Raw genomic sequence first — 14150 nt, 5'->3', positions numbered from 1 at the left:
TCTATTATATTTCTTCCAAAATCATATCTATGGGGTTTAGTAATTAGTTTAATATGCATCCAAATTTGGTAATACCCAAGCTTAACTAGAATGAGACAACCCAAGTTAACTTTGAGGTAAAAAAAATAGAAATATTATCATTTTAGAATTATGAAAATATTATATGCACCCTAATAATCAGTAATAATACATTTTGAAGGGCATAATGTATTTGCAATTTATCTGATTAGACATTGAAAAAATAATTTATTTTTCTGGAAAGAATAATTGGAAATAATGAAAGAAATAATTGTTTCCACGGGAAACAATGGAAGAAATAATTAGAAACTATTTTGCTTCCTTGGATGATTATCCGAAATACCAAAAAACTTCAGTGTAGTATAGTCAAACTGGAATTTAAGAATTTGAAAAAGAATACTTTTCATTACATTTCCCACATCTATCATGAACACCTAATGCAGGTTTTGTTAATCCACATAGCCCACAATAACGCATTATTCCCATCTCCACTAATTTTTCAGAACACTTTCGAATCTCATCTGAATCATGATGATTTTTTGCTTTACCACACATTGGACAAATTTCGTCTCCAAAAACAGATTCTGGTGGCTCACTCATCAATACTGTGAATTGGCAATGATTTAATATTATTTCTATCTGTGTTATTGCTAAAACAAAGATGATTTATTTTTATTCAAAAGATTTGAAGTACTTATGAATATCACGATTTTAGCTTGATTTATTGAAAATATCCTACATTAAACATTTTGATGATCCTACAAATGAGAAATTCACAGAATTTCATAGATTACTACATGACATGGTGGTGCTGCAAGTAACTCAAAGAACACGATAAACATTTCCAGTTGTGGAATGTAAAGGAGCAAAATTTCACCTTAAGGACATCAACGCATGTATACCTGAACCTAATTTTATCCTCAGAACTAGTTGGTAGATTCTCTACAAGTACATTCCATGCTAATAAGATTCTTCATGAACGTCCAATATGGTTTAACCAATATTGTGATTTTTTTGATAATTTTCTTTATTTTGATTGGATTTACAGTATCTACAATTACCGATGATCCTATCTTTTCAGATAAATTATCTGACGCCATCTGCTAATATTTTGCAACCCCGTTAGTCTAATATGACAACTTTCGGTCATAAATGAGAATTTTTAATCAAAAATTAAATGACTCCCAAAGAACGAGAACGTCTAAAAAAATTAGATAACTTGGTGCTTGGAGCATCATCTGAAGAACTAAAAAAAATTCAAGAAATTGATCAGCAAACTCAGATGGATGGGTTGTCTTTTTATGATATTTATCTTGATTCCAGCTCACTGATAAATCGACCTATTCGAAAGTCTTTCAGAGAACTTTGATTTCTCATTCTTACTTTAAATGAGGGTCTGTAATTTTTATGAATATATTGGTAGCATCAAAAATTAAAACAACAGTAAAGAAAAAAACAACACCTACCACTAAAAAAACAGTAACTAAGAAACCTATTGTTAAAAAAACACCTAAAAAAATACCTAAAAAAACAACGGTCAAAAAAACTACTCCCTCACAACGTACTAAAGTAATTTGTATATCTCACAAGGAGGATGCAGATGGAATCAGCTCAGCTGCTTTGATTAGACAGGCTTTTGGCGGTGACGCCATCCTTGTTGATTACCCTGGCCAAATGGAGGCATTACACCAGGTAGCCTCAGATGAAAAATTAAAATCATTATTTATCTGTGATTTAGGTTTAAGCAAGAAAACACAAGATGAGTTTATCGATATTATGAAGGCTTTGCGAAAAAATAAGGTCTCTGTAACTTATATCGATCACCATGACATTGATCCTGATGTTGTCAAGGCTCTACAGAAAATTAAGGTCAAAGTAATTCACGATATCAATGAATGTACCACCGTTCAGGTTTACACTGCTTACAAATCAAAATTAAATGATCATGCCTCTTTTGTTGCTACATGTGCTGCTATTACTGATTACATGGAAGATAGACCTCTTGGTTCAAGATTGCTTCAAATCTATGATCGACAATTTGCTTTGATTAGTGCAACTGTTTTGACTTACAATATTGTGGGCCATCAAAAAGAACCTGATTATTTATTGTATCTAGTTGAGGAGTTAGCCGAATCAAAATTCCCACATGATATTCCTAACACCTTTGAATTTGCACAAATCCAAGTAGAAAAACTATCTCAAATGATTGCCAAAGTTAAGAAAGGAATGAAAACTATGAAGAATCTTGGATATATGGAAATTTTGGATGCTGGCGCAAGTGGAGCTGTTAATTTTGTAATGGGTTTGTCTGGAAAAGACGTTGGCGTTGCATACAAAGAAAGAGTTGATCATGGTATTTATGCTGTTTCAGTTAGAGGTTCAAAGAATTGTAAAGTTCATTTGGGCAAGATTGTCAATATCTTGGCAACTGATCTTGGTGGTTCTGGAGGTGGTCATGATAAAGCATGTGGTGCAGTAATTCCAAAACCAAAGATAAAAAAATTCATTACAGAATTAAATAAAAAAATCGCTTAATCTAGTTTAATTATAAAAGTCACAAAATCGTTTTTGCTTTTAGATGCAAATTTAGTAATTACAGCAATCAATATCTCTTAACTTTACTACATTGATAATCCCAACATTTGTTAAATTCCTACATTGCCTGACATCTACTCAACCGATTTATTCTCTTATGGTCTGCTATATCCTATTTGTTGCTTGTCTATGTTAATTTCAATTTACCTATTTTCTCTCTTGTGACCACTTGAACGAAATTATTTCTTATGATATCATATGCTGTGGTTCTAATCGTCTCTGTTTTTTTATCTCTCTCCAATAAAATAATTTTTCTCTTTGAATCTTTTAATGTATCTCTGTTTTTTTGGATCTAGTATCTAGATAAAATACTAATTTTTGATTTTGATGAAATCATTATCATTGTAAATAATGAAATACCTAAAACCAATGATGCAACTACCCCAAACTCTGGGATTACCAAACCATCTTTGATTTCAACTTGAATTGATTTTTTGTATTCTGATGATGTTCCTTGGTTAGCAGTAATTGTGTAAATTCCATCTTCCTTCCATAGTGATCCTCCTGCTTTAATTTCTAATTCAAAGTCTCCGTGTATTCCCGGTGTGATCTGACCAATTGATATTAAATTACCTGCCGGAGAATTTACAATGAAAGTAATGTCTGTTCCTCTGTAACTAGTATTTCCTTTAATCTTGATAGTATCTGAGCCGTTTACTGCATCAGCTTCCAATGTGATCCCTGTTTTTGGTGAACTACCATTTTCAACAATTTTGGGTTCTTGGGTTGGTTGTATTATACTCCTTGGAATTCCATCCTGTGTTACTGTAAACTGTGTCTTTGCTATAACTTGTGTTTCTTCATGACTTGCAGTTATAGAATATGTCCCATCTTTGAAACTTGGAAGGGTTGGCTGGATTATCTTTCTGAATGATCCATCATCCTTTATTGTCACTAATGGACTGTATACAACAATCCCTTCTGGATCTGTTACCGTAAGTTTTACTGGTTTGTATTGAGACACTTCTGTTATTTTTCCTGTGATCAAAACTGCGTCTAAAGACTTGATGTTTTCCTCAGAAACGCTAACCTCTATTGTTGATTCTGCAAAAGCCGAGGATGAAAAGATTGAAACTGCAATTAACATCAAAAATGGAATTTTTAACATGAAAATTCTAAATATTGTCGATATATGAATGATATCTATGATTTTGCGGTAATATTCATAAAATTGAATTTATTTTTGATTTGAAAATTCAACTATTGCATCAATTTCTGTCATAGAATTTAATGGTAAATTAGCTACACCAACTGCGATTCTAGAATGCTTTCCTTTCTCTCCGAATATTTCAAAAAACAAGTCCGAAGCTGGATTGATAACTTTGGGTTGCTGAGAAAATTCTGGGGCTGAATTTACAAATCCTGATAATCTTACTATTTTTGTCACTTTATCCAGATCGCCTAACTCTCTTTTTATCTGAGCCAAGAGGTTGATTGCACACATTCTTGCAGATTTTTGGGCTATTTCTAAATTTTCTTCAGATACTTTGCCTGTAAAAATTACCTTGCCATTCTCCATTGGAATCTGTCCTGAGATGAACAATAAATTACCTGTCTTTACTGCAGGAACATAAGATCCTGCAGGAGTTGGTGGGGTTGGAAGTTTAACTCCTAATGAATCGAGTTTTTCTTCTATCATAACATGATGCTGTTTTTTGGTGATTTTAGTTTTTACTTATAGAAAATGGTAAACGCTATCTGTACATAAGGAAAAACACAACTAAAATCAAGAATTGTATAAGATTGGGTTATACATGCAACTCTTTTATTAATTCTAATACATCATCAATAATTTTTTTGTGGTCTGTATTGATATCAACTGTTATCATTACGAGATGTTTTTCGTCAACAGGAAAGCTTATCCGCTTTAATTTTTCATATTCTGCCATTGCATATTTTGTTGCACCCAGTTTGTGCTCTACATTTTTTCTAGTACCCATCTTTGTACGGCATAAAAATGCATCATCTTGATCTCCTCATCATTTAATATTGGTACTACATTTTTTTGAAATCCACCACAAATTTTTTCACCAGTACTGGATAAAATTACGGAATAGCGAATAGAATCAATTCTCATTAATTTATTGTAAAATGAGTCACAGTCCATTTGATATTTATCAAATAAAATTACTTAAGGCTTTTACTGTCATAAAATCAAAAATAATTGATTTATCCATGACTTTAAGACACAATCTTTTTTTTTGATTTAGTTTTTACTTATCTTTATGTGAACTTTTTCACCTTTGCTTGAATTATTCTGATAAATAGTTCTGGTCTTATATCCCTGGCTTTGTAGACATCCATCTAGAATTGATACCCATGGCAATGAATGGCCACTGTTTAGTTTTGATTCAATTGTAATGTTTTTAGTATTTGCTTCAAAGTTAACATGCCCAGAACATGTAATTTGCATTACTGCATCAATTATTTCTATAACCTCTTCAAGTGATCTTGATTTCAAAGAGATTCCATTTTTTTCTAGCATTTTGAAAATTCCTAATTCTGGTTTTTTTGATATTATTGATGCACTAAGAATATGTGACAAACCTGTCTCGTTAACCGTTTTTATTATTTTGTAAATCTCTTGGGCGTCTGTTTTTGACATGTCTGCAAGAGCTTTAGTTTTAATTGCATTTTTCCAAATATTAGAAAACATTCTTTCTTGATTTATTCCCAGAATCTCAGTTGATGAAAAAATTGCACCTTTGCCATTATTATTATTTATCATTAACAATTCTGTCTCATCAAAAATAAAGCAGTTTTGACTAATTTCAGATACTCTAATTTCTACCCCCTCTGGAATTGCTCTGAATGCATCTGAACCAATTTGTATTGGGGTGACAAGTACTTTAACATCCAAACTACGACGCAAAACTGCTAGCATCTGCTCCTTGCATTCGGCGAGCAATCCAAATCCCCATTGATCTGTCATTATCTTGATTGATGATTTTGAACCTTCAATCATCGTTTGAAGTTGAGTTACTACATTGTTTGCGCTCATGTGGAAATATCTTCTCTCTTCAGAACCCCTTGATTTTCTACTTTCTTCACTTGCCTTCTTTAAATTTGAGATTAATGCATTCATTGCATTTACCTTGTTGATTTGCTCGTGGATGATTTCATCAAATGCATCTTCTGGTGCAATTGCAGTACACATGATTGGCTTGCTTTTTGAAATTATTACCAGTTTTTTGCTTTCTAATTTTAACAAAGTTGGATAGACTTTTGTTCGTGGGATCTCTGAGTGATATGCCAGTTCCCCAGCTGAAATAGATCCTTTGGAAATTAATGCCACATATGCCTGTGCCTCGTATTTACTAAGCCCAAATTCTTCCAAGCTTACTGTTAAGACCTTCTCGTTTACCATGTATTCCCTTGATTAGTTATTAGGTAAAATTGAGAGCTAAATTCCTTTACACAAATACTCAAAAATAATCCAAATTGTATCTGCATACAGGTGTAACTATGGTTACTAAATTAGATGATACATTGTCCTGATATACAAAATCTAGAATGACTATGTAATGTTGGTAAAATATAGTATTCCATTACGACAAGAAACAATCTCCCATTCCGTTACACTTGTTCCTAGATTAGAATACTCACTTAATTTGCTAAATAATATAATTGAAATCCTTGAGGAAAAACGCAATGAAATAAAAGAGTCAAACAAGTTGCTCCTTTTAGATTTTGATGAATATAATAAAACTCATCTTAGTGCCATAAAACTAGAACAAATAATGGTTTGTTCACTTGATATTATATTGCACATAAAACATAGAGCAGAATATATCTCTGGAATTGGTAATATTCCTGAAGTTCTTCCTGTATCTATTCATATGATTAGAACTGTTAGCGCACAACTTTTTGATATTATCCCTCTTTGCAGCCAGAAATTATCTGAATTATCTGTTCACCTTGGTAGTATTGTACTTGATTCAGCTGTTCTCACAAATGCTAGATTTGATTTTAGTCAATCAAACAAAGAATCTTCCATAATACTTGATGAAGTAAAGTTGATGGCAGACTCTAAATTAAGTAAGCAATACCCTAATGTTGATTTTTCTAAACTGTGAATAACTAATCATGTTAAACTCTATTCGTCATTTCTCAAAGGACGTTAACATCATAAAGACAATCTCTTCAAAAATTGACAAGAAATTATCTAATACCAAGCCATCCGAAGATCATACCATTGATAATCTCACTTTTGAAGAGTTACAGGATTTAAACAAGCTTGTCAGCATTGCTGATTTTATGCTATACAAATATTCAGAGAAAAAAGAACTCCACGCAATTTTACAATATTTCAACTCTGTCATCTCTGATACTGCAAACTCGATAGTTGAGATAGACGATGAGGTATCTGAACTAATACTGGCAGCTGAGGATTCTATAAACAAAGTCAAGGACATGCATACCAGTATCTCAGAGAAATCTGATTTTAAGAAAAAATATCATGACGGACCTGACTATAATGAGTATGAAACAAGTGCAATAAATTTAACAACTTTTGTTAGACAGATTCACACCATAGGATACCTAGAAAAATATCAAATGGATACTAAGTAGGTAATTAAGATGAGTTTAGCGCCACAAGAATTAGAAAACACAGCAAGCAAATATGCTTCTGAAGCCATCAAATGTGACTCACAAGGTGCTCGTGGTATGGCAATTACTCACTATCAAAATGCCATAGACACTCTGGTTAAACTATTACAACTTTATCCAAACAGCAAACTAAATCAAATTTACAAAGACCGATGTAACTCTTACCATAACAGAATAGGTGCACTGCAGCAGACACATGGTGTAGAACCTGCAGTTGATCCAAAGGCCACCGAATCTGAACAAAAGGAATCTGTTCAAAGACAAGAAAATGAAAATGACTTTGAAGAATTAATCATGAAAGAAAAACCTGATGTTACTTGGGACCAAGTAATTGGATTAGATGATGCTAAAAGCGCGCTTCGCGAATCTATTGTATATCCTACAAAGAGACCTGATTTGTTTCCTTTAGGCTGGCCAAAAGGAATGCTACTTTATGGTCCTCCAGGCACTGGTAAAACAATGCTTGCAGCCGCAACTGCAAACGAGATGGATGGTTATTTCATTAATGTTGACGCATCATCAATGATGAGTAAATGGTTAGGTGAGGCAGAAAAGAACGTTTCAAAACTATTTGCAATGGCAAGACAACATGCAGAAAAAGAAGGTAAACCTGTAATTTTGTTTGTAGATGAAGTTGATTCTTTGCTTGGTTCTAGAAACAGTGAAGTAGGTGGAGAGGTGAGAACTAAAAATCAATTTCTGACTGAGATGGATGGTGTAAACAGCAAAGGCAAACAACTGATGTTGTATGTGATAGGTGCTACAAACAAACCTTGGAGTCTTGATTGGCCTTTCCTTAGGAGATTCCAAAAGAGAATTTATGTATCTCTTCCAACACAAGCAGCAAGAGAAAATCTGTTTAAACAATACACTGAGCCACTTAGCAAAAATTACAATGTCAATAACACCGAACTTGCAAAATTGTTTGACGGATACAGCGCAAGTGATATCAAGGATGTTTGTCAGGCAGCGCAAATCAAAACAGTCCATGAAATTTTCAATGATCCAGATTATCATGAACCAATTGAAGGTGAGACGCCTAGACAACCAAGAGAATTGACAACAGCTGATTTCAAAGATATTATGGCAAGACGTAAACCCAGTGTCTCACTTGAAATGATTCGCGCATATCACAAGTGGAGCGAAGAGTTCCAGGCACTTTAGACGCTTACTATGATCGCGATCAATTTTTTCAATTTTAATTCTCGCATAAAACTTAAATTCGCTTTCTAGCGGACTTATCGAGGGTCACAATTACTACAAAGAAATCAAACCACGCAAAAAAGTTTGGAAAACTGATTTTTGCTGATGGAACTGTTCTTGACGGTGAAGGTTTTGGTTATTCTACGGTTATTTTTGGTGAAATTGTCTTTAATACTGGAATGGTGGGATATACAGAAGCTCTAACAGACCCTTCATACAGCGGACAAATACTTACCCTAACGTATCCGCTAGTTGGGAACTATGGTGTTCCTGACTCTTCGATTACAGACATTGATGGAATCCCAAAATTCTTTGAATCTGATAAAATCCAAGTTCGGGGGTTAGTAGTGCATGAATTGTCACTTACTGCAAGTCACTGGAATCTTGCCATGACTCTGGATGAGTGGTTATATAAAGAAAAGATTCCTGGGATCTCTGGAATAGATACTCGCGAACTAACAAAGAAGATTAGAACCGGCGGTGTCATGATGGCTGCATTGGTTGTCTCTGACTCTCAAATAGATACTAAGGATATAAAAAAACGGCTTGCGACTGCCACTAAATATGAATCTGAACAATTCATGGATGATGTTTCAACAAAACAAGAAAAAATCTATGGCAATGAAAGTAAGTCCGTTGTTGTAGTTGACACTGGTGCAAAAAATGCAATAATACGAAATATTCGAGAGATTGGTTATAAGGTAATTCGTGTGCCATGGGACACTACATATGAAAAGATAATGTCATATCATCCAAAAGGAGTTGTACTTAGTAGTGGTCCTGGCGATCCTCAAAAATGCCCTGACACAATTTATACTGCAAAAAAATTAATTGATAATAATATCCCTACGTTAGGGATTTGTTTAGGTGCACAAATTATTGGAATCGCAGGAAACACTGATACTTACAAACTAAAATATGGGCATCGTGGACAAAACAAACCTTGTGTCAACTTGGAGAACAATCAAGTTTATGTTACTAGTCAGAATCATGGATATGGAATAACTCCAGAATCCCTTGCTAAGTCTGAATTTAATTTATGGTTTACAAATGCGGACGACAAAACAGTTGAAGGAATAAAACACAAAAAACAAAAGTGTATTGCAGTACAATTTCATCCCGAAGCTGCACCTGGTCCTTATGATTGTAAGTTCGTCTTTGAAGAGTTAAAACATCTTATGGAGGAAGGAACATCTGCCAAAGAATGAATCGTTAAAGAAAATTCTTGTACTTGGAAGTGGGGCAATAAAAATCGGAGAAGCCGGCGAGAGTCGCTAAAAACGACCGTCAATTTGACTACTCCGGAAGCCAATGCCTCAAAGCCATACGAGAAGATGGACTGAAGAGTGTTTTAATTAATCCAAACATTGCTACAATCCAGACAGATACTAGATTCGCAGATCAAGTGTATCTCCTTCCTGTAAACAAAGAGTACGTTGAATCTATTATCGAAAAAGAAAGACCAGATGGAATTATGCTGGCATATGGTGGTCAAACTGCTCTTAACTGTGGGGTTGGTCTAGAGCAATCTGGCATACTTCAAAAGTATGATGTAAAGGTACTTGGAACGCAAATCAAAGGAATACAAAGAACCGAAGATCGTCAACTCTTCAAGGACTCTATGTCAGAATGTGATGTCCCTGTTCTAAAAAGTAAAACTGTCACAAATTTTGAGGATGCAAAAAAGGTAGCTGAAGAACTGACATACCCTGTGATAGTTCGAGTCGCATATACTTTGGGTGGACGAGGAGGCGGAGTTGCATATAATGAAATTGAACTACACGAAATTGTTGAACGAGGCTTCAAGGCAAGCATTGTTGGTCAAGTTCTAATTGAAGAATACATTGGACACTGGAAACAAATAGAATATGAGGTGATGCAAGATTATGATGGAAATAACGTAATTGTCTGTAACATGGAAAATATTCTTTCCATGAAAGCACACACTGGTGATAACATTGTAGTTGCACCGTCTCAAACAATTGACAATCATGAATATCATATGTTGCGTTCTGCTGCATTGCGTGCAACAAAGCATGTTGGAATTGTTGGAGAATGCAACATCCAATATGCCCTTGAACCATATTCTGATAAATACGTTGCAATTGAAATAAATCCAAGGCTTTCACGTTCTTCTGCACTTGCAAGTAAGGCCACTGGATATCCGCTTGCATACATGTCTGCAAAAATTGGACTAGGTTACAATTTGTCTGAACTAGTAAACAGAATTACAAAAAATACTACAGCTTGTTTTGAACCCTCACTTGATTATATTGTATGCAAACATCCTAGATGGGATTTTGAAAAATTTGAACTCGTAAACAGAAAACTTGGACCTACAATGAAATCCGTTGGTGAAGTAATGGCAATCGGAAGAACCTTTGAGGAATCATTTCAAAAAGCAATTCGAATGTTAGATATTGGAAATGATGGATTAGTTCTTAATCGTGCAAACGGAAAAACATATTCTGAAGAAGAAATCGAATACAAACTATCTCACCACGATGATCACATTATGTATCATGTTGCAATCGCACTGAAAATGAAAATCTCTGTTGAGAGAATTTATACACTTTCAACTATTGATCCTTGGTTTATTGAAAAAATAAAAAACATAGTAGATATCGAGTCAAAACTAAAGCAGTCAGATCTTGACGAATCACTTCTTTGGGAGGCAAAAAAAATGGGTTTCTCAGACAAGCAAATTGCTCGAGCTAAAGAAAAATCCCCTGATGAAATACGTTCATTGCGCAAGAAATACGGAATTTTGCCCTCTGTAAAACAAATTGATACCTTGGCAGCAGAATGGCCTGCAGTAACAAACTATCTGTATCTCACATATGGGGGACACTCGAATGACGTCATAATACCTCCTGACGAAAAAGGAATAGTTGTACTTGGTGCTGGTCCTTACCGAATTGGAAGTAGCGTTGAATTTGACTGGGGCACTGTCAATATGGTGTGGGGGTTGCAAGAAAATGGTGAGAAAAGTGTCTCTGTTGTAAACTGCAATCCTGAAACAGTATCAACTGATTATGATATCTGTACTAGACTTTACTTTGAGGAATTAACTGAAGAGAGAATTTTAGATATACATGAATTTGAGCATCCAAGAGGAATAATCACATGTGTTGGTGGACAAACTGCAAATAACCTGACACCTGGACTTGCAGAACATGGAATCAACATCTTGGGAACCACTGCATATGATGTTGATAGGGCCGAGAATCGCTCAAAGTTTAGTGCAGAACTTGATAAACTTCACATACAACAACCGCAATGGCAAGCATTTACAAATCTTAACGAGGCAAAAAGTTTTGCACAAGATGTCGGATTTCCAGTAATTGTAAGACCCTCATATGTTTTATCTGGTGCTGCGATGAAAGTTGTCTGGTCACAAGATCAACTAAAACAATATGTTAAGGAAGCAACAGATGTATCTCCTGATCACCCTGTAGTGATTTCAAAATTTATGTTAAATTCACTTGAAGTAGATGTTGATGGAATTTGCAATGGAAAAGAAGTAGTAATTGGTGCAATAGTTGAACATATTGACAGTGCAGGTGTTCACTCTGGTGATGCAATGATGTGTATTCCACCTTGGCGTTTGAGTAACAATATTATTGAAATCATTAATGATTACACAAAAAAGATTGCACTGACATTTAATATCAAGGGTCCGTTTAATTTACAGTTCTTGATTCATGATGATCACGTTTATGTAATTGAGCTAAATATCAGAGCATCGCGTTCAATGCCTTTTGTATCAAAACTAGTCAAAACAAACTTGATTTCACTTGCAGCCAAGGCAATTTTGGATAAACCCTTGCCTAAAATACCTGAAAACAAGTGGCAGAGAATCCAGAATTATGGAATAAAGGTACCACAGTTCTCCTTTATGCAATTGCAAGGAGCAGATATTGCACTAGGAGTTGAGATGCAATCTACTGGTGAAGCCGCATGTTTTGGAAACAGCTTTTATGATGCACTATCAAAAGGCCTGATATCAGTAGGATATACTCTTCCAGAATCTGGCACTGCACTTGTTACAGTTGGTGGTTCACAAAATAAAGAAAAACTAGTATCTACAATTGCAAGACTCAAACAACTTGGATTTGAAATTCTTGGAACTGAACACACTGCTGAATTCTTTAAAGAAAAAATCGGTGAAGTTCAAATAGTTCACAAAATTTCAGAACCTACAAGAAAACCAAACATTGCAGATCTTCTATATCAGCGAAAGATTGACTTTATCATAAATATTCCAAGTACCTCAACACTGGAAAAATATGTTGGAATGCTAGATGATGAATATCAAATAAGACGCAAGTCTTTGGAATTAGGGATTCCAGTATTAACTACAATTGAATTGGCAGACTCTTTTGTAAAAACTCTGGAATGGCTAAAGAATAACAAACCTACCATTGAACCAATTGAGCCTTATGATAATTACACATGATATTAAACTGGAACCCTAAGATATCTTTTCAAATATCTTATGTCAAAATGGGCTATGTTGTCTAAATTGTATCATTTAAGGTTAAATTGGACAAAATCACAATGTTGTCGTTACTCATTGACGCCTGCATAAAGTATGTTTGATTAAATCACTTGATCTATGATTGATTCATTCCCAATAATTACTCCATCAAGTGTAACTATCCTCGCAGATAAAACTGGTTTTATCTTGTCAATAATTGGCGAGATTGATTTTTTGTATTGTTTTCTATGTGTTGCATAAAAATATCTGTTAAATGATGGGATGATAGTGATTTCAATCTCTCCTGATCTATTTGGAAATATCTTTTCTTTCTCTGTCTTTATTGATACCCAGACCCTTTGGCCATTCATTATAGAGTCTTCCTGGAAAAATACTGGATGAATATGTCCCATAATTATTTTGTCTACGTGTGAAAAATTCTCTGAAGGCATTGTATGTCCATGTGTCAGCAACATATTGTCTTCTACCATTCCAGCTGAACTGATCATTGAGATGTTATCTGGAACTAATCTCTGAATGTTTGCATCATGATTTCCTGGAATTAGTATGACATCACACTTTTCTTTAACCTCTTTGAAGAATTTTGGGATTTCATCCCATTCATTTCTTGAAATACTTTTAATGCTCGACTTTATGTCTCCTAATAAAATTACCGAGTCCGGCTTTTCAGATTCTATCATCTTTGATAATTCTTGAATCGTTTCATTTATTGTGGAATTTTTTCCTACAAAAATTTTATTTGATGTCATGCTATTTTCAAACCCAATATGTAAATCTGTGATCACTAGATTTTTTTTCTTTCCTTCTATTATCAATGCAGGTCTTGCTGGAAGTATTCTGATTTGTGGCATCAAAGTTATACCTTGGATACATGATTAAGTCTTTATGACTCAAGATCTAGGACGCATTCAATCAATAGTTTCTGAAAAGCGGGTCAAACTACATGTTTTTGAGCCTAGTCAAAGAAAAATCTGGACTGTGGTTGGTGTGGGTGATGAATACTGGTTAGATCCGGATGATCATTATTGTTCTTGCCCTGGATTTTATTTTGGACAGTTGGCAGGAAAGATTACTTGCTATCATCTCGAATCTGCAGAACTTGCAAGAAAAGAGAATCAAGTTGATAAAATTATTTTTTCTGATGAAGAGTTTTCTGATTTTCTTTCAGGATTAATTTCTGATTTGTAATGATTTGTTATTCGAACGTGTTAATTACTAGCAA

General features: G+C 34.4%; 16 protein-coding genes. 8 read left to right on the top strand and 8 right to left on the bottom strand.

Annotated elements, in window-relative coordinates:
* Window positions 1–396 precede the first annotated feature (396 nt).
* On the bottom strand, window positions 397–618 hold the full coding sequence (locus tag OEM44_09070) for a hypothetical protein (GenBank protein ID MDH3516945.1): 222 nt from the start codon (window positions 616–618) through the stop codon (window positions 397–399).
* A 326-nt stretch (window positions 619–944) separates the two neighbouring features.
* Window positions 945–1118, bottom strand: a complete 174-nt coding sequence (locus OEM44_09065) for a hypothetical protein (protein MDH3516944.1) — start codon at window positions 1116–1118, stop codon at window positions 945–947.
* Window positions 1119–1195: 77 nt separating this feature from the next.
* On the opposite strand from OEM44_09065, the gene OEM44_09060 reads away from it, so the two are divergent.
* Together OEM44_09060 and OEM44_09055 are read left to right on the top strand one after the other, a co-directional pair.
* Window positions 1196–1387, top strand: a complete 192-nt coding sequence (locus OEM44_09060; GenBank protein MDH3516943.1) for a hypothetical protein — start codon at window positions 1196–1198, stop codon at window positions 1385–1387.
* Between the two features lie 38 nt (window positions 1388–1425).
* On the top strand, window positions 1426–2553 hold the full coding sequence (locus tag OEM44_09055; protein MDH3516942.1) for a DHHA1 domain-containing protein: 1128 nt from the start codon (window positions 1426–1428) through the stop codon (window positions 2551–2553).
* Window positions 2554–2905: 352 nt separating this feature from the next.
* Here OEM44_09055 and OEM44_09050 read toward each other — a convergent pair whose 3' ends face one another.
* From OEM44_09050 to OEM44_09030, 5 genes are all read right to left on the bottom strand, one after another.
* Window positions 2906–3721 carry a PEFG-CTERM domain-containing protein gene (locus OEM44_09050; GenBank protein MDH3516941.1) on the bottom strand — a complete coding sequence of 272 codons (816 nt, stop codon included), beginning with the start codon at window positions 3719–3721 and terminating at the stop codon, window positions 2906–2908.
* Between the two features lie 69 nt (window positions 3722–3790).
* Window positions 3791–4252: a RidA family protein gene (locus tag OEM44_09045; GenBank protein ID MDH3516940.1), complete on the bottom strand. Its 462-nt coding sequence runs from the start codon at window positions 4250–4252 to the stop codon at window positions 3791–3793.
* Between the two features lie 109 nt (window positions 4253–4361).
* A complete protein-coding gene (locus OEM44_09040; GenBank protein ID MDH3516939.1) occupies window positions 4362–4553 on the bottom strand; it encodes a hypothetical protein in 192 nt (63 codons plus the stop codon).
* The gene (locus OEM44_09035) at window positions 4532–4720 is read right to left on the bottom strand and encodes a hypothetical protein (protein MDH3516938.1); all 189 of its coding nucleotides are present in this window, start codon (window positions 4718–4720) and stop codon (window positions 4532–4534) included. Before OEM44_09035 ends, OEM44_09040 begins: the two co-directional genes overlap by 22 nt.
* A 99-nt stretch (window positions 4721–4819) precedes the next feature.
* Window positions 4820–5980, bottom strand: a complete 1161-nt coding sequence (locus OEM44_09030) for a TrmB family transcriptional regulator (GenBank protein ID MDH3516937.1) — start codon at window positions 5978–5980, stop codon at window positions 4820–4822.
* Between the two features lie 157 nt (window positions 5981–6137).
* Here OEM44_09030 and OEM44_09025 point away from each other — a divergent pair, with 157 nt between their 5' ends.
* The 5 genes from OEM44_09025 (at window position 6138) to carB (ending at window position 12886) form a co-directional block, all read left to right on the top strand.
* The gene (locus tag OEM44_09025) at window positions 6138–6689 is read left to right on the top strand and encodes a hypothetical protein (GenBank protein ID MDH3516936.1); all 552 of its coding nucleotides are present in this window, start codon (window positions 6138–6140) and stop codon (window positions 6687–6689) included.
* Between the two features lie 10 nt (window positions 6690–6699).
* Window positions 6700–7185 carry a hypothetical protein gene (locus tag OEM44_09020; GenBank protein MDH3516935.1) on the top strand — a complete coding sequence of 162 codons (486 nt, stop codon included), beginning with the start codon at window positions 6700–6702 and terminating at the stop codon, window positions 7183–7185.
* A 9-nt stretch (window positions 7186–7194) separates the two neighbouring features.
* Window positions 7195–8388, top strand: a complete 1194-nt coding sequence (locus OEM44_09015) for an AAA family ATPase (GenBank protein ID MDH3516934.1) — start codon at window positions 7195–7197, stop codon at window positions 8386–8388.
* A gap of 131 nt (window positions 8389–8519) precedes the next feature.
* A complete protein-coding gene (gene carA, locus OEM44_09010; GenBank protein ID MDH3516933.1) occupies window positions 8520–9635 on the top strand; it encodes a glutamine-hydrolyzing carbamoyl-phosphate synthase small subunit in 1116 nt (371 codons plus the stop codon).
* A 131-nt stretch (window positions 9636–9766) separates the two neighbouring features.
* Window positions 9767–12886, top strand: a complete 3120-nt coding sequence (carB, locus tag OEM44_09005; protein ID MDH3516932.1) for a carbamoyl-phosphate synthase (glutamine-hydrolyzing) large subunit — start codon at window positions 9767–9769, stop codon at window positions 12884–12886.
* A 143-nt stretch (window positions 12887–13029) separates the two neighbouring features.
* On the opposite strand, the gene OEM44_09000 is transcribed toward carB, so the two are convergent.
* On the bottom strand, window positions 13030–13779 hold the full coding sequence (locus OEM44_09000) for a metallophosphoesterase (GenBank protein ID MDH3516931.1): 750 nt from the start codon (window positions 13777–13779) through the stop codon (window positions 13030–13032).
* A 34-nt stretch (window positions 13780–13813) separates the two neighbouring features.
* Here OEM44_09000 and OEM44_08995 point away from each other — a divergent pair, with 34 nt between their 5' ends.
* Window positions 13814–14116 carry an SWIM zinc finger family protein gene (locus tag OEM44_08995; GenBank protein MDH3516930.1) on the top strand — a complete coding sequence of 101 codons (303 nt, stop codon included), beginning with the start codon at window positions 13814–13816 and terminating at the stop codon, window positions 14114–14116.
* The last annotated feature ends 34 nt before the right edge of the window (window positions 14117–14150 follow it).

It is taken from the genome of Nitrosopumilus sp., assembly GCA_029862745.1.
In the GTDB taxonomy this organism is placed as follows: domain Archaea; phylum Thermoproteota; class Nitrososphaeria; order Nitrososphaerales; family Nitrosopumilaceae; genus Nitrosopumilus.
This window is presented reverse-complemented; position numbering and strand designations above follow the sequence as displayed.

Coding starts and splice junctions, on each gene's coding strand:
- OEM44_09035 (MDH3516938.1), bottom strand. CDS start 4,720: ATGGACTGTGACTCATTTTACAATAAATTAATGAGAATTGATTCTATT.
- OEM44_08995 (MDH3516930.1), top strand. CDS start 13,814: ATGACTCAAGATCTAGGACGCATTCAATCAATAGTTTCTGAAAAGCGG.
- OEM44_09015 (MDH3516934.1), top strand. CDS start 7,195: ATGAGTTTAGCGCCACAAGAATTAGAAAACACAGCAAGCAAATATGCT.
- OEM44_09050 (MDH3516941.1), bottom strand. CDS start 3,721: ATGTTAAAAATTCCATTTTTGATGTTAATTGCAGTTTCAATCTTTTCA.
- OEM44_09070 (MDH3516945.1), bottom strand. CDS start 618: ATGAGTGAGCCACCAGAATCTGTTTTTGGAGACGAAATTTGTCCAATG.
- OEM44_09025 (MDH3516936.1), top strand. CDS start 6,138: ATGTTGGTAAAATATAGTATTCCATTACGACAAGAAACAATCTCCCAT.
- OEM44_09065 (MDH3516944.1), bottom strand. CDS start 1,118: ATGGCGTCAGATAATTTATCTGAAAAGATAGGATCATCGGTAATTGTA.
- OEM44_09055 (MDH3516942.1), top strand. CDS start 1,426: ATGAATATATTGGTAGCATCAAAAATTAAAACAACAGTAAAGAAAAAA.
- OEM44_09030 (MDH3516937.1), bottom strand. CDS start 5,980: ATGGTAAACGAGAAGGTCTTAACAGTAAGCTTGGAAGAATTTGGGCTT.
- OEM44_09040 (MDH3516939.1), bottom strand. CDS start 4,553: ATGGGTACTAGAAAAAATGTAGAGCACAAACTGGGTGCAACAAAATAT.
- OEM44_09000 (MDH3516931.1), bottom strand. CDS start 13,779: ATGCCACAAATCAGAATACTTCCAGCAAGACCTGCATTGATAATAGAA.
- OEM44_09060 (MDH3516943.1), top strand. CDS start 1,196: ATGACTCCCAAAGAACGAGAACGTCTAAAAAAATTAGATAACTTGGTG.
- OEM44_09020 (MDH3516935.1), top strand. CDS start 6,700: ATGTTAAACTCTATTCGTCATTTCTCAAAGGACGTTAACATCATAAAG.
- OEM44_09045 (MDH3516940.1), bottom strand. CDS start 4,252: ATGATAGAAGAAAAACTCGATTCATTAGGAGTTAAACTTCCAACCCCA.